The organism is Halostella limicola, assembly GCF_003675875.1.
Classification (GTDB): Archaea; Halobacteriota; Halobacteria; order Halobacteriales; family Natronoarchaeaceae; genus Halostella; species Halostella limicola.
Map to the genome: position 1 here is coordinate 43,651 of NZ_RCDI01000008.1, position 20,168 is coordinate 63,818.

21 protein-coding genes are annotated in these 20,168 nt (G+C 67.6%); 4 read left to right on the forward strand and 17 right to left on the reverse strand.

The genetic code is table 11. The annotated features are described in order from the left end of the window. Positions 1–6 precede the first annotated feature (6 nt). Complete coding sequence (locus D8670_RS20085) at positions 7–1,947, forward strand: hybrid sensor histidine kinase/response regulator (protein ID WP_121819902.1); 1,941 nt, start codon at positions 7–9, stop codon at positions 1,945–1,947. 7 nt (positions 1,948–1,954) lie between these two features. On the opposite strand, the gene D8670_RS20090 is transcribed toward D8670_RS20085, so the two are convergent. Next, the gene (locus D8670_RS20090) at positions 1,955–2,752 is read right to left on the reverse strand and encodes an RIO1 family regulatory kinase/ATPase domain-containing protein (RefSeq protein WP_121819903.1); all 798 of its coding nucleotides are present in this window, start codon (positions 2,750–2,752) and stop codon (positions 1,955–1,957) included. Between the two features lie 117 nt (positions 2,753–2,869). Next, positions 2,870–5,041 carry a DUF4350 domain-containing protein gene (locus D8670_RS20095; RefSeq protein ID WP_233752291.1) on the reverse strand — a complete coding sequence of 724 codons (2,172 nt, stop codon included), beginning with the start codon at positions 5,039–5,041 and terminating at the stop codon, positions 2,870–2,872. Between the two features lie 160 nt (positions 5,042–5,201). On the opposite strand from D8670_RS20095, the gene D8670_RS20100 reads away from it, so the two are divergent. Continuing rightward, positions 5,202–6,344, forward strand: coding sequence for an acyl-CoA dehydrogenase family protein (locus D8670_RS20100; RefSeq protein ID WP_121819904.1), 1,143 nt, complete (start codon positions 5,202–5,204; stop codon positions 6,342–6,344). A 13-nt stretch (positions 6,345–6,357) separates the two neighbouring features. On the opposite strand, the gene D8670_RS20105 is transcribed toward D8670_RS20100, so the two are convergent. Then, the gene (locus D8670_RS20105; RefSeq protein WP_121819905.1) at positions 6,358–7,107 is read right to left on the reverse strand and encodes a DNA-directed RNA polymerase subunit epsilon; all 750 of its coding nucleotides are present in this window, start codon (positions 7,105–7,107) and stop codon (positions 6,358–6,360) included. 220 nt (positions 7,108–7,327) lie between these two features. Here D8670_RS20105 and D8670_RS20110 point away from each other — a divergent pair, with 220 nt between their 5' ends. After that, entirely contained in the window at positions 7,328–7,753 is a 426-nt protein-coding gene (locus D8670_RS20110; RefSeq protein WP_121819906.1) for an SHOCT domain-containing protein, read from the forward strand. A gap of 34 nt (positions 7,754–7,787) precedes the next feature. Here the strand turns inward: D8670_RS20110 and D8670_RS20115 are convergent, their stop codons facing one another. The 4 genes from D8670_RS20115 to D8670_RS20130 form a co-directional block, all read right to left on the reverse strand. Beyond that, positions 7,788–8,309 (reverse strand): YciE/YciF ferroxidase family protein, encoded by a 522-nt coding sequence (locus D8670_RS20115; RefSeq protein WP_121819907.1) that lies wholly within the window; start codon positions 8,307–8,309, stop codon positions 7,788–7,790. A 318-nt stretch (positions 8,310–8,627) separates the two neighbouring features. After that, positions 8,628–9,659: a phosphate signaling complex PhoU family protein gene (locus D8670_RS20120; RefSeq protein WP_121819908.1), complete on the reverse strand. Its 1,032-nt coding sequence runs from the start codon at positions 9,657–9,659 to the stop codon at positions 8,628–8,630. 91 nt (positions 9,660–9,750) lie between these two features. Further along, positions 9,751–10,815 carry an ATP-NAD kinase family protein gene (locus D8670_RS20125; RefSeq protein ID WP_121819909.1) on the reverse strand — a complete coding sequence of 355 codons (1,065 nt, stop codon included), beginning with the start codon at positions 10,813–10,815 and terminating at the stop codon, positions 9,751–9,753. Positions 10,816–11,079: 264 nt separating this feature from the next. Then, on the reverse strand, positions 11,080–11,778 hold the full coding sequence (locus D8670_RS20130) for a competence/damage-inducible protein A (RefSeq protein ID WP_121819910.1): 699 nt from the start codon (positions 11,776–11,778) through the stop codon (positions 11,080–11,082). A 214-nt stretch (positions 11,779–11,992) separates the two neighbouring features. Between D8670_RS20130 and D8670_RS20135 the strand changes: the two genes are divergently transcribed. Continuing rightward, positions 11,993–12,394: a DUF7344 domain-containing protein gene (locus D8670_RS20135; protein WP_205254135.1), complete on the forward strand. Its 402-nt coding sequence runs from the start codon at positions 11,993–11,995 to the stop codon at positions 12,392–12,394. Positions 12,395–12,434: 40 nt separating this feature from the next. Here the strand turns inward: D8670_RS20135 and D8670_RS20140 are convergent, their stop codons facing one another. From D8670_RS20140 to D8670_RS20185, 10 genes are all read right to left on the reverse strand, one after another. Next, positions 12,435–13,622 carry a sensor histidine kinase gene (locus D8670_RS20140; protein WP_121819911.1) on the reverse strand — a complete coding sequence of 396 codons (1,188 nt, stop codon included), beginning with the start codon at positions 13,620–13,622 and terminating at the stop codon, positions 12,435–12,437. A 65-nt stretch (positions 13,623–13,687) separates the two neighbouring features. After that, the gene (locus tag D8670_RS20145) at positions 13,688–14,347 is read right to left on the reverse strand and encodes a helix-turn-helix domain-containing protein (RefSeq protein ID WP_121819912.1); all 660 of its coding nucleotides are present in this window, start codon (positions 14,345–14,347) and stop codon (positions 13,688–13,690) included. Positions 14,348–14,390: 43 nt separating this feature from the next. Beyond that, complete coding sequence (locus D8670_RS20150) at positions 14,391–15,149, reverse strand: DUF5803 family protein (protein ID WP_121819913.1); 759 nt, start codon at positions 15,147–15,149, stop codon at positions 14,391–14,393. Beyond that, on the reverse strand, positions 15,146–15,820 hold the full coding sequence (locus tag D8670_RS20155) for a DUF2110 family protein (protein WP_121819914.1): 675 nt from the start codon (positions 15,818–15,820) through the stop codon (positions 15,146–15,148). The genes D8670_RS20150 and D8670_RS20155 overlap by 4 nt, the downstream gene beginning before the upstream one ends. Then, the gene (locus D8670_RS20160) at positions 15,820–16,338 is read right to left on the reverse strand and encodes a transcription factor (protein WP_121819915.1); all 519 of its coding nucleotides are present in this window, start codon (positions 16,336–16,338) and stop codon (positions 15,820–15,822) included. The genes D8670_RS20155 and D8670_RS20160 overlap by 1 nt, the downstream gene beginning before the upstream one ends. Positions 16,339–16,494: 156 nt before the next feature. Next, a complete protein-coding gene (locus D8670_RS20165; RefSeq protein ID WP_121819916.1) occupies positions 16,495–17,049 on the reverse strand; it encodes a tRNA (cytidine(56)-2'-O)-methyltransferase in 555 nt (184 codons plus the stop codon). A 125-nt stretch (positions 17,050–17,174) separates the two neighbouring features. Further along, positions 17,175–17,636 carry a universal stress protein gene (locus tag D8670_RS20170; protein WP_121819917.1) on the reverse strand — a complete coding sequence of 154 codons (462 nt, stop codon included), beginning with the start codon at positions 17,634–17,636 and terminating at the stop codon, positions 17,175–17,177. Positions 17,637–17,639: 3 nt separating this feature from the next. Further along, the gene (locus tag D8670_RS20175; protein ID WP_121819918.1) at positions 17,640–19,307 is read right to left on the reverse strand and encodes a VC_2705 family sodium/solute symporter; all 1,668 of its coding nucleotides are present in this window, start codon (positions 19,305–19,307) and stop codon (positions 17,640–17,642) included. Beyond that, positions 19,304–19,765 carry a DUF4212 domain-containing protein gene (locus D8670_RS20180; protein WP_162994389.1) on the reverse strand — a complete coding sequence of 154 codons (462 nt, stop codon included), beginning with the start codon at positions 19,763–19,765 and terminating at the stop codon, positions 19,304–19,306. The genes D8670_RS20175 and D8670_RS20180 overlap by 4 nt, the downstream gene beginning before the upstream one ends. A 52-nt stretch (positions 19,766–19,817) precedes the next feature. Next, positions 19,818–20,168 (reverse strand): AMP-binding enzyme (locus tag D8670_RS20185; RefSeq protein ID WP_449272255.1); only part of this gene is annotated, 351 nt, incomplete at its 5' end.

The window sequence follows — 20,168 nt, forward strand, 5'->3', positions numbered from 1 at the left end:
ATACGATTGACCGGGACGCCACTCGAACCTCAGCCGCCCGACGGCGGCGATATCGACGTCCTGATCGTCGGCGACGAGAGCGACGCCGACGAGGCGACGCCCCCGCTCGAACGGCGCAGCGAGAGCATCGCCGTCCGTGCGGCGACGACCCCCGCCGCCGGGCGAGAACTGCTTTCCTCCGGCGGGATCGACTGCGTCGTCGTGGGGTCGGGGCTGCCGGACGCCGCCGCGACGGAATTCCTGCGATCGGTACGCGACAGACACCCGCGCCTTCCCTTGTTCCTTATCGGCGGGGACGACGACGCCAACGCCGAGGCGCTGTCGGTCGGCGTCACGGACTACGTTCCGAAGGCGGTCGTCGCCGAGCGCCCCGAGGTCCTGGTAGATCGAGTCGAACGCGCCGTTCGAGACGCCGCACGCCGCGGGACGGAGCGCCGGCGCCAGGAGCTGTTCGCGAAGGCCCAGGACATCGCGGACGTGGGCGCCTGGGAGTACGACGCCGAGGCGGACACGCTGTGGTGGAGCGAGCAGGTCCGGCGCATCCACGGCCTGCCGGTCGACGACCAGTCGACCCTCGCGGAGAGTTTCGACCTCTACGAGCCCGAGGACAGGGAGGCGATCGAAGCGGCGTTCGGTGAGGCGATCCGCGACGGCGTCCCGTACGACGTCGAACTCAGGCTCGGCGACCCGACAGACGAGACGCGGTGGATCCGGACGCGTGGCGAGCCGGAGTTCGACGGCGACGCGGTCGTTCGCGTCAGAGGGAGCTATCAGGACGTCACCGACCTGAAGCGCCGCAAGCTGCAGTTCGAATCCCTCCACGACGCCAGCAGGGACCTGATGGAGGCGAAGACCCGCATGGACGTGGCCCGGATCGTCACCACCGCCTCGAAGCACATCCTCGGCTACGTCATGACGACCGTGCGCCTCGCCGACGAGGACGGGGAGATGCTGCGCACGTTCGCGGCCAACGACCAGGCCGTCACGGAGGCGGGCAAGCGACCGAGCTACCGGATCGACGGGGAGACGCCCGCGGCGCGCACCTACCGCGAGGGCGAGCCCCAGATCTTCGACGACCTGAACCGAACCGAGGACGACTACGACCGCGGCGCGCTGCGATCGGGCGTCTACGTCCCCATCGGCGACCACGGCGTCCTCAGTACGGGCGACACGGAGCCCAACGCGTTCGACGAACCCGACGTCGAGATCCTCGGCGTGCTGACGAAGCTCGCGGCCGGGGCCCTCACCCGGATCCGCTCCGAGCAGGCGCTCCAGCGTCAGAACGAGCGGCTGGAGGAGTTCGCGAGCATCGTCGCTCACGACCTCCGGAACCCGCTGAACGTCGCCCGCGGGGAGCTGTCGCTGCTGGAACCGTCGACGCCGACCGATCGGGTGGAGTCGATCGAGCGCAGCCTCGACCGGATGGAGTCGCTCATCGAGGACGTCCTCTCGCTCGCGCGCCAGGGGCGCGTCGTCGGCGACACGGCGCCCGTGAGCCTCGCCGCCGTCGCCCGGAAGGTGTGGTCGAACGTCGAGACGGGGGCGGCGACGCTGGCGGTCGACGCCGAGGGGACCGAGGTCGTCGCCGACGAGTTCCGCCTCCAGGAGCTGTTCGAGAACCTCTTCAGGAACGCGGTCGAGCACGCCGGCGACGACGTGACGATCGCCGTCGGTCCGATCGAAGTCGACGACCGGGACGACGGCCCGGAGTCCGCCGCCGAGGAGGGCGACGCCGTCGGCTTCTTCGTCGAGGACGACGGCCCCGGGATCCCGGACGACGAGAAAGGAGACGTGTTCGAGGCCGGTCACACCACGACCGCCGACGGGACCGGCTACGGCCTGTACATCGTCAGCGAGATCGCCGCCGCCCACGGCTGGGAGGTCGCGGTCGTCGACGGGGGCGACGGCGGCGCTCGGTTCGAGATCACCGGCGTCGAGGCGGAGTGAGCGCGAGTCACGCCGCGACCTTCTCTATCTCGCCTTTGAGGCGTTCGCCGTCGAAGTCGTGGTCCGGCCGGACGTTGACGAAATCGAGGAACTCCAGGGCGTCGAGGAGGTCCGAGAGGGAGTACGCTTCACGCGCCAGATCGACGACGTCGGCCGACCCGAGGACCGGTTCGAGCGTCGCCAGCGCGCAGGCGAGGTCGTAGGCGCGCGCGTCGGCGATCCCGTCCTCGCGGACGCTCGTCGCGTCGATGAAAAACACCTCGCCGTCCCTGACGAGGACGTTCTCGCCGCGCAGGTCGCCGTGGGCGAGGCCGTCGTCGTGGAGCCGACGGAGGTTCTCGAAGAGGTCGGGCACGAGGCGGCGCGCCTCCCCGGCGTCGAGGTCCTCGAACGTCCGGAAGTCGTCGAGGAACTCCAGCACGAGGACGCCGAGGCCGTCCACCTCGAACGCCTCGACCGGCTCGGGGGCGTTCACTCCGATCTCTCGCATCCGCTCCGTGGCGGCGAGCTCCCGCTCGGCCATCTCGACGGGGCTGCCGACGTGGTCGAAAAAGCCCCCGCGGCCGCTCGTGACCGCGCCGAGGTTGCGGCCAGTGGTAAACAGCGCGTGCACGAGCGAGTTCTGCGGCGAGATGACCTTCACGAACCACTCCTCGTCGACGACGCAGGGCGTCGAGAGCCAGTTGTCCGCCTCCAGAAACGTCACCCTGACAGCGTCTCGACCGGTCCGGTCGGCGAGCTCCCGCGCGACCGCCTCCATGTCGCTCCAGTCGACGGTCCCCCGAACCAGGTCGCGCACTTCCATGTCGGTTAGAGAAGGACGCGGGTGCATAAATGCCTTGGCGGCCGCGAGGGAGTTGCGCCGTCGGGAGGTCTCCGCAGGGACGAGTCCCGCGGTGGCCGCGCGTAACGTCAGCGTCCGTTACTTGCCGCGAGCCGTTCCCCGGCCGCGGCCGCGTCCGTTGCCCTGACCGTCGCCGCGGCCGCGACCGTTGCCGCGGCCGGCCGAGCCGTCAGCGCCGTCGTACGCCGAGAACATCTTGAACCGGCGGTTGAACGCGGTCGTCGTCGGGACCGACGGGTCGTCGTTCACGTTCGACGACGGGTCCGTGACGCCGCCCCCGCCGACGCGGAGGTCCGTGCCGAGACCGTCCGCCAGGGCGTTCAGGTTCTCGCGGGCCGCGGTCGGCGCGGCGGAACTGCCGAGCAGGACGACGGCCCCGCCGTCGGCGGCGAACGACCGCAGTTCCTCGATAGTCGCCGCGCCGAACGCCTCCGCGGGCGTCGTGATCACGATGGCGCGGGCGTCGTCGAGGCGGTCGCCCGTCACCTCGTTCACCTGCTCGAAGCCGAGGCCGACGCCCTCCAGATAGCGCTGGTAGTAGGCGGCGTCCTCGTTCGAGAGGGCGTAGCCGGCGGCGAACTGGCCGTGACCGCCCTCGATCAGCACCTGGTCGTCGGTCCGGTCGGCCAGCGCGTCGATCAGGTTGGTGAGGAAGACGAAGTTCTCGTACCCCGACGTGTCGACGGGGTAGTCCTCGGCGGCCTCGTAGGACTCATCGATCAGCGGCCCGGCGACGAGGCCGACGCGGGCGTCCTCGTCGACGGCCGCGAGCGGGACGCGGCCGTTCGTCACGGCGCTCGCGCCCTCGGCGGTGTCCTCGGCGAACACCGGGACCCGGTTCGGCGTGACGTGGCGGTCGCTCGTCGTGATCGTGACGGGGTCGGGGACGAACAGGTCGTCGACGTCGCGGTTCCGGATCGGCTCGCTGTTCTCCGGGTCGCTCTCGGCCCAGAGGCCGACGCCGTCGGCCCGCGCCGCCGCTTCGGCCCGCCAGAACTCGTCGTGGCGACCGAACCCGGACCCGTACACGCGGGCGAGGCCGCGGGCGATAAGCTCCCGGTTGTACGTCGTGTCCCTACTCGCGTCGCCCGAGGCGTCGTAGTCGACGTACGCGAGCACCCGGTTGAACTCGTCCCGGACGCCCTCGCTCGGGTCGAACGAGACGGTGACGGTCTCGCCGAGCAGTTCGTCCTCGGCGAACGCCGTCGCCTCGGCGGCCCACTCCTGCAGGTACGTCAGGTCCTCGATCCCCTCCCACTCTTCGAGGCGTACGAACTGCGCGTTGCCCGCCGACTCGGGGGTGTCGACGCCGAGCACGCGGATGCTCTCCTGGTTCCCCTCCTCGAACGCGACGGTGACGGTGTCGCCGTCCGCGACCTCCGTCACCTCGACGTCGTACGTCTCGGTCGGGTCGATCTCGAACCCGAGGCCGTCGCGGTCCTCGAAGTAGGGGAACGAGTCGTTGAAGTTGCTCGTGACGGGGTTGAACTCCGGTCCTGCGTTCGAGTCATCGTCCATCACTTGGTCGTCGTTGAACCGGAAGTCCAGATTCAGTGCGTCAGCGAGGGCGTTCAGGTTGGCCGTCTCGTCGAAGTCCCGGAAGTCGGACTGGTGGACGAGAAAGAGCGCGCCGCCCTCGTCGACGAACGACCGCAGCGCAGCCGCCTCCTCGTCGGTGAACGCGCGGCTGGGGGAGGTGACGACGACGCCGTCCGCGTCGGAGAGCGAGTCCGTCAGCGAGTCCGTTCCCTCGATCTCGTACCCGTTCTCGGCGGCGTAATCGACGAACACGTCGTACTCCGAGCGGTCGTAGAACTGGTCGTGGCTCTCGTCCCAGACGATCCGGTCGCCGTCGACGTGCTCGTCCCAGAGGTTGAGGACGAACTCCTCGTTCCCGAGGTCGAAGTTCGCGTCGTCGTTGGCGAGCGGCGCGCCGTAGCCGACCGCGTCGGCGTCGCGGTCGACGGCCACGAGCGGGATCGCGACGTCGTCGGGGTAGTCGACGGCGTCGCCGTTCCCGTCCTCGTCGACGTTGTACGCGGACGACTCCGCCCACACGGCGACCACCTCGTCGTCGGTCAGCGGCGTCTCGTCGGGCGCGAGGAGGCTCGCTGTCGAGTAAAACGACAGCGCGTCGATCGTCGACGCCTGCGCGAGCGAGCGCGTGTCGGCGGCGATACCCCGTCGTGTCCCGGCGCTGACTCCGACGGCCGTCGTCGCCAGCGCGGCGATGAAGTTGCGTCGTCGCACGACCGCAGTGACACCTTTCGATTGGATAAAATTTACGGAAATTAGTTATAAATACAACAATAGACGAACCGATGATTCCGTAGTCGGTCGTTCACCGCCGGGAGGAGTCGGACGGATCGGATCTCCCATGTTTTTATCTTCGGTTCGGCAAGTATTGCATATGGAGTTCACCCTGTCCGACGAACACCGGATGATCCGGGACAGCGTCCGGGAGTTCTGCGAGGAGGAGATCGCTCCGATCGCTCAGGAGATCGAGGACGAGCACCGGTTCCCGCAGGAGGTCTTCGACCAGCTGGCGGAACTGGACATGATGGGCGTCCCCGTCGCCGAGGAGTACGGCGGTCTCGGCGGCGACCAGCTCATGTACGCGCTCGTCGCGGAGGAGCTCGGGCGCGTCTCGGGCTCCGTCGGGCTCTCCTATGCCGCCCACGTCAGCCTCGCCACGAAGCCCATCGAGCTGTTCGGCACGGAGGAGCAGAAGGAGCGCTGGCTCCGGCCGTTGGCCGAGGGCGAGTACGTCGGCGGGTGGGCGCTCACCGAACCCGAGAGCGGTAGCGACGCGAGCGACATGGACACCCGCGCGGTGAAGGAGGGCGACGAGTACGTCCTCAACGGGACGAAGCAGTTCATCACGAACGCCAGCGAGGCCGGGAGCGTCCTCGTGAAGGCCGTCACGGACCCCGGCGCGGGCTACGACGGGATCTCGACGTTCATCGTCGACCCGCGCGAGGACGACGGGTTCGAGGTGACGACGATCTGGGACAAGATGGGGCTGAACGCCTCGCCCACCTGCGAGATCCAGTTAGACGACGTCCGCCTGCCGGAGGACCGCCTGCTCGGCGAGGAGGGCGACGGCTGGGACCAGACCAAGAAGACGCTGGACGGCGGGCGAATCTCCATCGCCGCGCTCTCGGTCGGCCTCGCGCAGGGCGCGTACGAGGCGGCGAAGCAGTACTCGACGGAGCGCGAGCAGTTCGGCCAGCCCATCAGCAAGTTCGACGCCATCCGGGACAAGGTCGTCGAGATGGAGCGCAAGACCGAGCGCGCACGCCTGCTCACGCACAAGGCCGCATGGAAGTACGACAAGGGCGAGCCCGTCACGAAGGCGAGCGCGCTCGCCAAGCTCGACGCGAGCGAGGCCGCACGGGAGGTCGCCGAGGAGGCCGTCCAGACGCTCGGCGGCTACGGCTACACCACCGACTTCGCTCCCCAGCGGTTCTACCGCGACGCGAAGCTCATGGAGATCGGCGAGGGCACGAGCGAGATCCAGCACCTCGTCATCGGCCGGGAACTCGGCCTGTAGCGAGAGACTGCGGCTATCCGTCCTGCGGCACCGCGCCGTTCTCCTCTTCGGGCCGGTCGCGGACGGCCGGCATGCTGGGGTCGCGGAACGGCGATCGCCCGAGCGCCGCGCCGTCGAGGTCCTGCTCCTCGAGCTGGTCGCGGAGCGTCCGGGTGAGGCGGTTGACCGCGGTGACGTCGAGGCCGTGTTCCTCCATCAGGTCCTCGAACCGGGGGTCGTCCGTGAGCGACTCGAAGCGCTCCGAGAGCTCCGCGAGCGCCTCGGGGTCCTGCTCGCGCACCCACTCGTCGTCGTGGAGGCCGAGCCGGCGCTTTCGCTCCTCGTCGACGACGTACTGGACGACGACCAGCGCTACCTTCTGGATGGCGCGCTGGCTGCCGAACGCCGTCAGGTCGAGGTCGGTCATGATGCCGAGCGCGCGGTCGCGCTCCCAGGCGGTGAGCGACAGCGTGTTGCAGAGGGCGTGGGTGATCCTGGCCTTCTCCAGTCGGTGCATCCGGGCGCTGTGGCCCTCCATCGCCGGGTGCTGCTCGTCGTGGAGGCGGCGGAGGTTCTCGCCCACGTCCTCGTCGGGCCCGTCGGCGCGGCCGATGAGCGTCGCGCTCGGGGTCACGACGTCCCATCGCCGGAACCGCTCGTCCTTGACCGCGTCGACGCGGGAGAGCGCGCCGTCGCCCGGGCCGCTGCTCACTTCGCGGCGCAGCCACGCTCGTTCGATGTTCGACGGCGGTCCCGCAGGCGCGGGGGTGCGACCGCTGGTCATCTCGTACGGTCTTCGTGCTCGTGCGTATATAAAGTCGGGGCTGCAGGGGAAGCGCCGTCGCAGGAACAGGTCCGAGCCGCGCGCGTCCTCGTCACTACGAACCCTTGTCGCGAGAAGAACTTAAACGAAGTGCGAGTATCACCTTCGCCCGCTGCCGGCGTACCTGTCTCACCTCTTTGATAAGGAATTTTCCGGTCGGACCCGAACGCTTGGCTAACGCATGACGGACCCCTCTACGGCCGAGCGGGTGCGGGCGAACGCGACCGAGATAGCGTCGACGCTCGTCACCGGCATCTGGCTCGCGGCGCTTTTCACGGGACAGGACTGGTGGCTCGCCGCGCTGCTGTTCGGCTACGTGGTCGTGGTGCCGATCGTCTCGCTCCTGTACGGCGACGAGAGCGACCGCGAGGAGTGGTGGGACGACTGGACCGGCGAGAAGGCCGTCGACGAACCGGCGGAGAGAGAGCGGGCCCCCGACCCCGACGAGACGGCGCTCGAACGACTCCGCCGCCGGTACGCCGAGGGCGAACTGACGGACGAGCAGTTCGAGCGCAAGCTGGAGCGTCTGCTGGAGACGGAGACGCTGGAGGACGTCGAGGACGAGCGACGCTCGCGCGGGATAGAGCGCGAGACCGAACGGAACTGACCCCCGCTGAATCGCCCCGTCGGTCGCCGTCAGATCACCCGCCCGTGAGTCGGTCCCAGAGGGACTTCATCTCCGACGCGGACGACATGCCTTCGAGTTTCTTCAGTGTCTCCTTCTCCTCCTCGCGGTTCGACTCGAGCGGGTCGGTCACGTCGTCGTCGAGGTCGAGTTTGTCCGCGACAGTCAGGGCGCTGTCGTAGCTGGTGATCTCGATGCGCTCGGTCTTCATCGCCGCGCCGAGGAAGTAGAGGTTCTTCAGGTCGGCGTCCTGCACCATCCCCTCGAACTGCTGGCGGTCCTGCTCCAGCGCGTCGACGACGGGGTCGTCGCGCTGTCGCGGCTCGACGCCGTACGCGTCGAAGGCCCGTTCGACGCGCTCGACGTGGTTCTCCGTCTCCTCGCGGTGCGTACTGAAGCCGTTTTTCAGGTGGTCGTTCGTCGCCGCCATCGCCATCTCGTCGAGGGCGCTGACGAGTTCTTGCTCCATGTAGTAGATGCCCTCGAGTTCGTACTCGAACATCCCCTCTAACGACTCGATGTGCTGATCGGTGCTCATGATCCGTTCGATGGACGACGAGAGAGTCAATAACGGCGGGGATCCGTCGGATCAGCCCGCATACTCCGGGATGTGGTGTTACCGAGAAGGGGAAACGTCGAGGGTGTCAGCGGAGACCGACATTACCACCTGGCCGCGCTCGGCGGCGCGAACGAATGTGAGCGCGCCGAGCGCACGGGGAAGGGAAGGCGCTCGGAGCGTGCGCTGACGACCGTCAGCGCTCGCGCAGACTGGCGAGCCTGGAACGAGTGCCGAGGGCACTCGTTGGAGGACATAAAAAGGGCGAAGCGACCGACGCCAGTCGGTCGCGAGGGCTTTTTAGTTGATAGTGGTGTGCTCGCTCTCCTCGTTCAGCGCGAGGTTGGCGGCGATCTCGGCGTTCCGCATGGCGAACTCCGCGGTCTGCTGGAGGCTGACCAGCACCTCGCGCACTTCGAGCAGGGAGTCGTTCTCCATCTCGGGCAGGTCCGAGAGGATCTCCTCCTGTCGGTCGCCGATGTCGTGGAACTTCTCGCGGACCTCGATGGTGAGGTCGTAGTCCCGTTTGACCGCGGACTCGACGGCGAAGGCGGTGATCTCGTCCACGTCGTCGGTGAACTCACGGATGCGCCGCATAGTGCCGGCGTCGACGTCGAGGCTGTGGCCCTCCGAGTCGAGGACGATCTCGGCGATGTCCTCGGCGTTGTCGGCGGTGAGTTCGAGGTTCTTCGCGATCGAGCGGTAGCCGATGAGCGGGAAGCCGTCGCCGAGGCCGACCGCGCGGGCGAGGTTCGGGTTCTGGTAGGCCGTGAAGATCAGCCGCAGCAGGAGGACGAAGATCTTGTTGGCCTGGCGCTCCCGGTTGAGGGCGCGCTGGGCGAGGTCGGGATTGCCGTGGGCGAGGGCCTTGATGGCCTCGCCGCGCATCGTCGAGCCCGTCGACTCCAGGCGTTCGAGCAGGTTGTCGAGCGTGAAGTCCTCGGGGTCGACGGAGCAGCGGATGGAGATGCTCTCCGGGGTCTCCTCGATGACGCCGAGGCCCATCAGCTGGGTTTCGGCCTTGTAGACCGCGTTGATGTGGTCCGAGTCGAGCGCGCCGTCGGACTGCTCGACGCGGATGACCCGCCGCCCGAGCACGTACTGCGCGAGGATCGCCCGTTCGACCGCGTCGGCGTCGAGGTCGTCGGCGTGGATGATCGCTTCCGACTCGCCCGTGCTGGCGGATTCGGGCATCACGGTGAGCGTTCCCTTGCCGCCCATCCGGAGCGAGACTTCGTCGCCCTTCTCGACGTCGTGTTCCTGCGCCCACTCGGCGGGGAGCGTCATCGCCAGCGTGGACGGGCCGAGCCGCTGCACTTTACGCGTTTCCATACCGAATCGAAGCGCTCCGATCACCTTAACCTTGACTATACTACCCTTAAGACTTTGACCAATATTATAATGTTAGTCGTTACCTCGACGATCAGACCACTTGGAGCATGCGGCGCTCGAACCGACCGACGCGGACCTTCCGCCAGCCCCGCAGCGACTCGTCGACGGCCTCGTCGTCCGTGTCGACGCGGAGGACGCCGACGCCGTCGAGTTTCGCCCGCGAGGCGACGACCTCGACCTCGGAGCGCTCGATGACCGCCGGCGATATCTGGTCGTTGCCGCGCCCGAAGATGAACCCCTGGCCGCCGATGGGCGAAACCACGATCACGTTGCGCTCCCCGAGGGAGTCGAGGATCTCGTCCTCCGCAGCGTCGCGGGCCAGCACCTCGCCATCCTGCCAGACGTCGACGCCGAGCGGCGACCCGTCGAACCCGAGTTCCGCCTTGATCGCGCCGACCGTGCTGCCGGGGCCGAGGACGTAGGTCACGTCGGGCTCGACGTCCGCAGCGAACCCCGCGGCGAGCGACTCGACGGAGCCGCCGCCGAGTTGCTTGCTCGACTGCAGGTCCTCGGCGACGGGCACCGGCCGCACCGCCTTCAGGTCCGTCTCCACCTCGCCGCCGCGGTAGGCGTCCTCGTCGATGTCGTTTATCTCGCGGTCGGCGACCGCGTCGAACGTCGCCGCGATGCGGCCGGCGTCCTCCGGCGTGACGCCGAACACCGAGGAGTACACCTTGACGCCGGCGGGGATCCCGAGCATCGGCGTGTCGTCGTCCGCGGCGTCGAGGACCGCGGCGACGTCGACGGCCGTCCCGTCGCCGCCGGCGAACAGTACGAGGTCGACGTCCGCGTCGAGAAAGGCGCGGACGGCCTCGCGGGTGTCCTCGGTCGACGTCTCCGCGCCGGGGTCGGTGACGACCGTCGGGTCGAACCCCGCGGCGCGCGCCTCGTCGGCACCCATCTCCCCGCCCGCCGCGAGGAGGTCGATGCCGTCCGCCCGCTCACGGAGCGCGCTCTGCGCGTCGGTCGCGCGCTCCGGCGCGCGCGGTTCCGCACCGCGCTCGCGCGCCTCCTCGACCTTCCCGTCGGTGCCTTTCAGTCCGACGCGGCCGCCCATCCCCGCGATCGGATTCACGACTACCCCGATGCGTCGCATGGGAAACGCTTCGGCCGAGACGGCAAAAAGCGCCCGACCCGCCGCGTTCGTCAAAAGTTAAGAGAGCGCATACGAAACGTCAGCCCATGACGACGATCCTCGCCGCCGAGACCGCACTGCCGATCAACGCCGTCGGCTACGGAGTCCTCGCCGTCAGCCTGCTCATCACCGCGGCCTGGCTCGCGTACCTGTACCGCTGATAGTTGAAATTGAACCGATTCACACATCGACCGGAACCGGTCGAGTGTGTCATTGCGTTCAATTTCAACTATGGGACTCGACGGGGTCGACCCGCTGTTCGAGCCAGTCGGCCGCCGCGGCGACCACGTCCTCGTCCGGCCCGGAGATCTTCACGCGGACGTAGTCGCCGGGGTAGCTCCCGACCGATACGTCGAACTCCTCCTGCAGCGCCGCAAGCCGGTCAAGCAGCGCGCTCTCCGGTTCGTCCGCCTCGACGACCGTGACGTGTTTCGTGGTGCCGCTGAACTCGTCGGCCACCAACTCGAACATCGCCGTCATCTCGTCGGGGACGCCCGGCAGGACGTACACCGACTCGACGACCGCGCCGGGCGCGACGCCGACCTCGTTGTGGAGGACGCGCGCGCCGGCGGGCAGGTGCGCCGTCCGTTCGGTGAGGTCCTCGCGCGTGTAGCCGCCGTGCTCTTCGAGCCACTCCAGCACTTCCTCGTGTTCGACCACGTCGCGACCGAACGCGGCCGCGACGCCCTCCATCGTCACGTCGTCGTGGGTGGGACCCAGACCGCCCGTCACCACGACGACGTCGTACTCAGCGCGGTACTCGTTGACGACGCGAGCGATGTCGGCGACCCGATCGGGGACGACGGTGACGCGCTCGACGACGACGCCCCTCGCGTCGAGTTCGTCGCAGAGCCAGGTCGCGTTCGTGTTCGTCGTGTCGCCCGACAGGAGTTCGTCGCCGACAGTGACCACGGCGGCGTGCATACCCGCGATTACGGGCCGGAGAGTAAAAGTTCGGGGCTTCAGCCCCGGTAGGCGCGTTTTCGCGAGCCGATACGCAGCGTCCTCTTGCGTGCCGCGGCCAGCAGTTCCGCCGAAACAGATCTTGTCACCCGGTTAATCAAAACAACTCGGTTACTTCAAAATCGTACTGGTTTATGCTAGTGGGCGATCTATGAGTAAGTAAGAGGAGTGTAAGATGACTGACAGCGGTTTCGACGCCCTATCGAACGAACGCTGCCGCGAACTACTGGTTTCCCTGCTGGACAGCGATCATCGGGTCGTCCCGGAACTCTCCGACGAGGCACGCGAAATCGCTAATTCGAACGAGGAGCTGCTCCGGAAACACCTGGCCAGTTCCAGGGAGGTAGCCGGTGTGGACGAGGATCTGCTCGGGGTCCGCCTCGTTCACCTGCCGAAGATCGCCGACTACGGCTTCGTGGAATGGGACCGGGACGCGAACGTGATGTCGCGGGGACCGCGGTTCGACGACCTCCGACCGCTCCTCGAGATGGTAGACGACCCCCGCGAGGTCCCCCCGTCGGAGATCCCCGTCATGATGCGCCGTTCGGACGGAGCTGAGACGGAGTTCCGCCGATAACGCTCTCGTTGACTCGACGGCGGCGGAACTACCGAGGCGCTTACGCGGGGGAGAGCGTGAACGAGAATTCCGATCCGACTCCGGGCTCCGAGTCGACCCATATCTCCCCGCCGTGCCGGTCGACGATCCGCTCGCACAGCGCCAACCCGATCCCGGATCCGGGCTGGTCATCCTGCGAGTGAAGGCGCTGGAAGACCTCGAAGACGCGTTCCGCCTCGTCGGGATCGATCCCCGTCCCTTCGTCGCGGACCGATACGGTCCACCTCTCGCCCTCCCGTTTCGCCGACACGTGTATCACCGGCGGCTCGTCGCCGCTGTACCGGATCGCGTTCGTCAGCAGGTTCTGGAACACCTGCCGCAACTGCCGCTCGTCGCCCTCGACGGCGGGCAGCGGTTCTCGCGTCAACTCGGCGTCGGACTCTTCCATCCTGAACTTGAGATCCGCGAGCACGTCGTCGAGAACGGCGTCGAGATCGACGGGGCCTAGCGCGTCGCCTCGCGTCCCGACCTGCGAGTACTCGAGGAGGCTCTCGATCATCTCCCGCATCCGGTCGGCCCCGTCGACCGCGAATTCGAGGAACTCCTCGCCGTCCTCGTCGAGGTCGTCGCCGTGTCGGTCGTCGAGGAGTTCGAGGAAGCTCGTCACCATTCGCAGCGGCTCCTGCAGGTCGTGAGAGGCGGCGTACGCGAACTGTTCCAGCCGGTCGTTCGACGCTTCCAGCTTCGTTACCGCCTCCTCTAACTGCTCCTCGGCTCGCTTCAACTCCTCGTTTTGCTCCTTGAGCGTCTGGGCGTGAATCATCGCTTCCGCCTCGCGGACGCCGATCCCCAGCCCCGCGATCGACCCGATTGCCAGGAAGACCGCCTGGGTCCCGAACGTGAACTCCACGTTCACGCCGGGATGGAGGACGCGCAGACCGAGAACGATGCCCATCACGGCCACGCCGCCGAAGACCCACAGCACGATACGCGGGTAGAACTCGGGCCGGATCGTCGTGTTCGGCAGCCAGACCCCGATGTACAGCGTCACGATCCCGAGCGAGCCGACCAGTACCAGATCGAGTACCGCCTCCAGAAGTATCCCGCTACTGGCGAACGTGATCACTGCTCTGACGACCGCGACGACGAGGAGCAAAACGCCGAGCACGGGGATGATCCGGTGCCAGTAGGTGACTTCGTCTCGACACGACTCGATCGTCGTGTCGAAGTCGATAGAGCCTCCACTCATTACGCCGTACCTGAACCGCGCCGCGGTTCAGGATCACTTTTTACTATCCAAACCGTTTAAGTAGGTCACCGGGACGTTGCCTCCAACTCCGACAGCGTATCCCCGAGGATCTGGTCGATACCCCGCCGGAGTCGGGACGCGACTGCCTGCTGCGTGATCCCGAGTTCGTCCCCGATCTCGGCCATGGTCACGTCGCGCGGCGAGTTGAAGTACCCGCGTTCGTACGCGAGGACCAACGCCTCCCGCTGCGAGTCGGTCAACGCCGCTCCGGTGTCGGTCTCTATCGGCGTGAGCGCGTGCAGTTTCGTTAGCGTGATCGGGATGTCCAGCTCCCGACAGCGCCGCTGAAACGCCGCGATGTCGCTCCGGTCGTCGCCGCGGACGTCGAACGTCCACTGCCGGTTCGTGCCGACCGCTCTGACGAGGGGGATCTCCGTCTCCGTCAGCGTGCTCAACACCCCGTCGTACTCCAGCATCCACTCGACGCGTAACAGATACTCGTCCTCGACGGAGTCGATGAGTTCGATACCTTTCACTCCCGGATGATCGGCGAACGCCCCCTCGACGTCGTCGATCGACGTCCCGCGAACCCAGAAGTAGGGGACCACGACGTCCCGGGCCGGGATCATGCGCTCCAGTTCGACCGTCACGTCGGGCAGTCGGTCGAAGACGCTCCCCAACGGAAACTCGTCTGCGGGAACGGTGAACGTCGCCTCGGTAGCCATCGTCTCGACCGTCGCGGTCCGGCGGTAAAGGCCCTCGCTTCGGCTACCGCATTCCCGGCGGCGGCCCGTCGTCGAACTCGTCGTCCTCGGTCTCGACGTCCAACCCCATCTCCTTGCGCTTGTTCTCCAGTTCCCGGATCTGCCGGAGGTAGTAGATCAGGCCGGCGATCATCACCGCGCCGAGGACCGCGACGAGGCCGCCGAAGATGAGGATGTCGCGCTGGAGGTAGTACCGGACGAACACGTTCCGGTCGGGGTCCTCCCAGCGGATGTGCATGCGGTCGCCCACCACCTCCTTCGCGGAGGGGTCGGGGCTGACGTGGCCGAACAGGAAGTTGTCGGTCCGGTGGTTCGGCGGCAGGACAACCTCGTACGAGCCGTCGACGAGCACCGGCGAGCCGAACTCCTTCGGCCGCGTCTCCGCCGTGTAGGCGACCGAGCCGTTCTCGTCCGGGAGCTCGATCACCGTCTCGCCGCCGTCGATCCTGACGTCGAGGTCGGTGCCGTTGACGAACGTTCCGTTCGGGTAGCGGAACTGCACCGCGCGGACGTGGACGGGCTCGTTCCCGCTGAACCCCTCCTCGTACACCTCGATCTCGGAGGTCTCGGTGACGTTGTACACCGCCTGGTACTCGCCGCCGTCTATCGTTATCGTCGCGGTGGCGTTCGTCTCCCAGTCGTACTCGGCGTCCTCGTTAACCTCCTCCTCGTCGAGCTCCTCGGCGAAGGGGCCGACGCTACACCCGGCGGTGACGGCGATCAGCGCGACGGCGACCGTGGCGAGGACGAGGCGGCGATTCATGGAACGACGGCGCGGAGTTCGGCGGGGAGGTACTGGCCGATGCTGGCGAGCAGGCCCGGCGGGTCCGTGCTCTCGGTGCAGACGATGCTCTGTTCCAGCAGCCCCAGTCGCTCGACGGTGACGATGTCCTGCGCGTGGCCGGCGCGGTTGACCGTCGCGCGGACCTCGCCGCGGGTCGCGCTGTTGACGTTGACGCGGCCGTCGCCGCGGGTCCAGTCGTACAGGCGGTCGCGCTCCTCGTCGGCGAGGCGGTTGGGCTCGTTCTCCCCGCCGTACACGAACCGCATCGGCAGGTGCTGGACGAGGCCGAACCGCTCGCGGACCTGCGCGGGCGACCCCGGCCCGAGGTCGATCTCGTCGGCCGGAATGCGGACCGCCTCGCCGGCGTCGAGGACGAAACCGTCCTCGTCCCAGCGTTCGAGCGTGCCGACGTACGTCTCGCCGGCCTCGAACTCGCCGGTGATCTCGCCCCACTCCTCGCGGAGCAGGTTCCGCGCGACGACCGCGTCGTCGCCCTCGACGGTGACCGACGGGAAGTCGTCGTGGCGGACGCCCACCTCGTAGGTCACGTCCAGATCGCCCAGCGCGTTGGCCACGAGCGACCGCAGGGAGTCGAGCGAGCGTTCGCGGGCGTCGCCCTCGACGTAGAGTTTAGTCGCGAGTACGACCATTATGCCTCTACGTTCAGCTCGTCGCGGAGCGCGTCGATGCGCTCGTCCATCGAGTCGACGAGTCGGGTGTTCTCCATGGCCTCCAGCGGCGACCCGCACTCGGGACACTCGAAGCCGAACTCCATCGCCTCGCCGAACTCGAAGCGGATGGAGTCGACCTCGCAGAGGTAGAACTCGTGGTTGCGCTCGTACTCGCGGCGGTTCTCGAGCGCCTCCAGCAGGCGGTGCATCTCCTCCTCCAAGTTCTCCGGGATGTTGTCGTACTGGAACGTCCAGAGGTACGTGAGCCACCCGGAGTCCTCGTCGCGGAGCCGTCGGTACGTCGCCAGGTCGTTCTCGTACAGGATAAACAGCGCCCGGCGCACGTCGTTGAGTTCGAGGTCCAGCTCCTCCGAGAGCTCCTCGTCCGTGACCTCGCCGTCCGGCGGGGCGGCCGCGACCGGCATCCCCTTCGGTCCGACGAGCTCGTGAAGGTACTTCTGGATGACGGGGTCCTCGAGCAGATCCTCAAAAGCCATTACCGGAACCTTGTTTCGACCACTCATTAAGTCTTTTGAGGCGTCTCCGCCAGCGAGTCGGGTCTCGCACGGTCTCGCCGGGGAACGGACCCGTCGATCGGTCGCCGTGGGTCGCCGGTCCGCGTCAGTCTTCGGTTCGCGTCGCTCGTCGGCCCGCTAGTCGCCGTCCCCGTCCGCTTCGTCCGCTGGGACGACCTTCTTGCCGGTCGCTTTCGGCACCACGTACTGGTCGGCGTCCTCCCACTCGCGGTCGAGTTCGCGGCCGTCGAACAGGCGGTCCAGGAAGACCGCGAGGCCGGCGACCTCCGAGTGGGGCTGGTTCGTGACGCCGACGTTCCAGTCGGCCGCCTCGTACACGTCGAACGGAACCTTCTCGGCCCCGACGACGACGAGCACCGGTTCGTCCTCGTGGGCCGCCCGGATATCGTCCTCGACGTCCTGAACGCGCTCGCCGTACATCGTGAGGTGGACGACCGCGCCGGGCCAGTCGCGGATAGTGGCCTTCGGCGAGTCGGTGAGCTCCGCCTCGAACGGGCCGCCGAACCGGTCGGTGATGTCGCGGATCGTCTCTCTGGCCTGCGACGACTCGGTCAGCACGACGCGGTCCGCGCCGAGCGCGCGGGCGGTCAGCCCGACGTGCGTGGTCATCCGCTCGTCGCGGCCGGGTCGGTGGCCGAGCCGTAGCACGGCGACCTCGGGTTCCCCCTGCATACGTGGAGCGTGGCAGGGGGACGGTTAGGGGGTTTCGCTTCCGCGACGAAGGGAGGCCGGCGGAACGGCGGCGGCGTCGCTGACCGTCGCGCGGTCGCGGAAAAATCCGAGGGTCGCTCAGGCCGTCACTTCGTTCCCTGCACGTCGACGACGAGCACCGGCACGTGCGTCGAGCGGAGCGTCCGCTCGGTGACGCTACCGAGCAGCGCCCGCTTGACGCCCGAGCGGCCGTGCGAGCCCATCACGACGAGGTCGATGTCGTTTTCGTCCACGTAGTCGGCGATGAGAACGTGGGGCTTGCCGGCGGAGACGTTTTCGACCGCCGTCAGCCCCCGCTCGCGGGCGCGGTCGGCGACGTAGCCGGTCGCCGCCTCCGCCCGTTCGCGGACTTCGTCCATCTCGGCGAAGTTGCCCTGTTCGATCCGGTCGATCTGTTCGCCGCCGAGACTGATGCTCAGCGAGTCGGTGTCGACCACGTACAGGGCGTGTACGCTGGCCTCGTACTTCTCGGCGAGGTCCAATGCGGAGTCGACCGCCGCCTCGGCGGTTTCGCTGCCGTCAGTCGGAACGAGTATTTTCTGATACATGGGTCAGTCGTCCGCGGGAGTGTCTCCGCCGCTGTTCGAGACGATGTCCTCGGCGGTCTGTTGCTGCCCCATCGGTTCGGGGCTGTGACATTGCCGGACCATCTTCTTGGTCTCTAACGGCGGTTCGGGAGTCGCCAGCGAGACCGCGATAGTGACGAGGAACACCAGCGGCGTCCCGACCAGTGCGGCGCCGATGGGCGGGACGTACTGAGCGTACAGCGGGACGAGCGCGCCCGATTCGCCGGCGGCCTCGCCGAGGAACCCGACGTAGTTGGGGAGCACGCTGTTGATGATAGACCCGATCCAGAGGAGCAGCCCCACGGTCATTCCGGCGAGGGCGCCCTTCTGGTTGGTGTTCTCCCACCAGAGACCGAGGAAGAACATCGGGAACAGAACGGTGCCGGCCAGCGAGAACGCGTAGGCGACCAGTTCGCCGATGAGCGCCGGCGGGTTGAACGCCGTGACGGTGACCAGCGCGCCGATGACGACGATGGTGGCGCGGCCGATGAGGACCTGCTGACGCTGGGTCGCGTCGGGGTTGATGAGCTCCGAGTAGATGTCGTGTGCGACGGCCGAGGAGGCCGTGATGAACAGCCCCGCGGTCGTCGCGATCGCCGCGGCCATCGCGCCGGCGGCGACCAGACCGACGAACCACGTCGGGAGGTTCGCGAACTGCGCGGCGAGCACCACGATGACGTCGCCCTCCGCGCCGGACATGCCGCCCTCCGCGGCGTAGGCGCTGCTACCGGTGACCACCTCGAAGAGGTCCACGCCGAACGCGGCCATCGCGGGGGCCGCCCAGTACAGCAGGAGGATGAAGAAGAGCCCCCAGACGCACGACCAGCGGGCGGTCCGTTCGTTCTCGACCGTGTAGAACCGCACCAGCACGTGGGGAAGCCCGCAGGTGCCGAAGATGAGCGAGAACGCCGTTGCGACCCAGATGTAGTACGAGCCGTTCTCGAACGGCGCCGAGAACTGTCGGCCCAGCTCGTCGAACAGGGCCCCGTACTCTACCTGTGGCAGTATCGTCGAGTACCCCTCCGTGAAGCCGACGGCGTACACGCCCGCGAGGAACGCGACGATGAGGATGACGTACTGGACGGCCATGTTCTTCGTCGCGCCGAGCATCCCCGACAGCGCGAGGTAGCCGACGGTGATCGTCATCATCACGACGATCATCGGGATGATGTCCAGACCGAAGACGTACTGGCCGACCAGCCCCATCCCGCGGGCCTGTCCGACCGAGTAGACGTACGCGATGAGCAGCGTCGTGAACGCCGCCAGCGCCCGCGCGAGGGGCGAGTTGAAGCGGTCGCCGACGAAGTCCGGCGCGGTGTACTTCCCGAACCGGCGCATCTGCGCGGCCAGGAAGATGAGCAGGACGAAGTATCCCGTCGTCCAGCCGACGATGAACGCCAACCCGTAGAAGCCGGCCAGTGCGACCAGCCCCGCGAGTCCGAGATACGACGCGGCGGACATCCAGTTCGCCCCGATCGCCATCCCGTTCTCGATGTTCCCGATGCCGCGACCGGCGACCCACATCCCTTCGGTGTCGGCCACCTTGAACACGTAGCCGATGGCGAGGAACGACGCCATCATTAGGAAGACCATGATCGCCGGGATGAGCTTGAACGAGATGTCGAGCGCCTCGGCCTGCAGGGGCACCGTCATCCCTGTCCACCCCCGTCAGTGGCCGTGGCGTCGCCGGTACCGTCGGCGTCGTCCTCGACGCCGGTGTCCACCCTGCTGGGGTCGATATCGTACTTCTCGTCCAGCGCGTCGCGCTTCCGCGCGTACCAGACCGACAGCAGCAACGCGCCGGTCGGTGCGCCGAGGGCGACCAGGAAGTAGTGTAGCGGGAAGCCGAGCGCGGGGATCCGGGTCGTCATCGCGTCGGGCGCGATGGCGGTGAGCGTCACCGGGCCGAAGACGATGACTGCCCAGATGATGAAGCCCGTCCAGACCACGCGGAGGTGGTCGCGCATGAACGGCGTGCTCGGCTTCAGGAGGTTCACCTCCCTGTTGAGGTAGTCGGTGTTTCTGTGGTCCTGTGCGGCCTGCGTGACGGTCCCGCCGTCCATCTCGACGGGGGAGTCGTCCGCATTTCCGTGCGTGTCGTTGTCTTTCATGGTTTCCTTCGGTTTCTCGCGGTGGTCGCTGTCGTTCGAAAAACGGTGCCGGTCAGTCGCCCTGGACTTTGCGCTGGATGTCGCTGACGACGTCGGGGTTGCGGAGGGTGGAGGTGTCGCCGAGTTCGTCCTCGTTGGCGATGTCCTCCAGCAGCCGGCGCATGATCTTGCCCGAGCGGGTCTTGGGGAGTTCGGGCGTGAAGATCACCTGTTCGGGGCGAGCGATCGGGCCGATGGCGTCCTCGACGCCCTCGACGATCGCCTCGCGCAGCTCTTCGCTTTCCTCGTAGCCGTCCTCGGTGATGACGTAGGCGTAGACGGCTTCGCCTTTCACGTCGTGTTCGCCGCCGACGACGGCGGCCTCGGCGACGCCCTCGACGCCGACGATGGCGGACTCGATCTC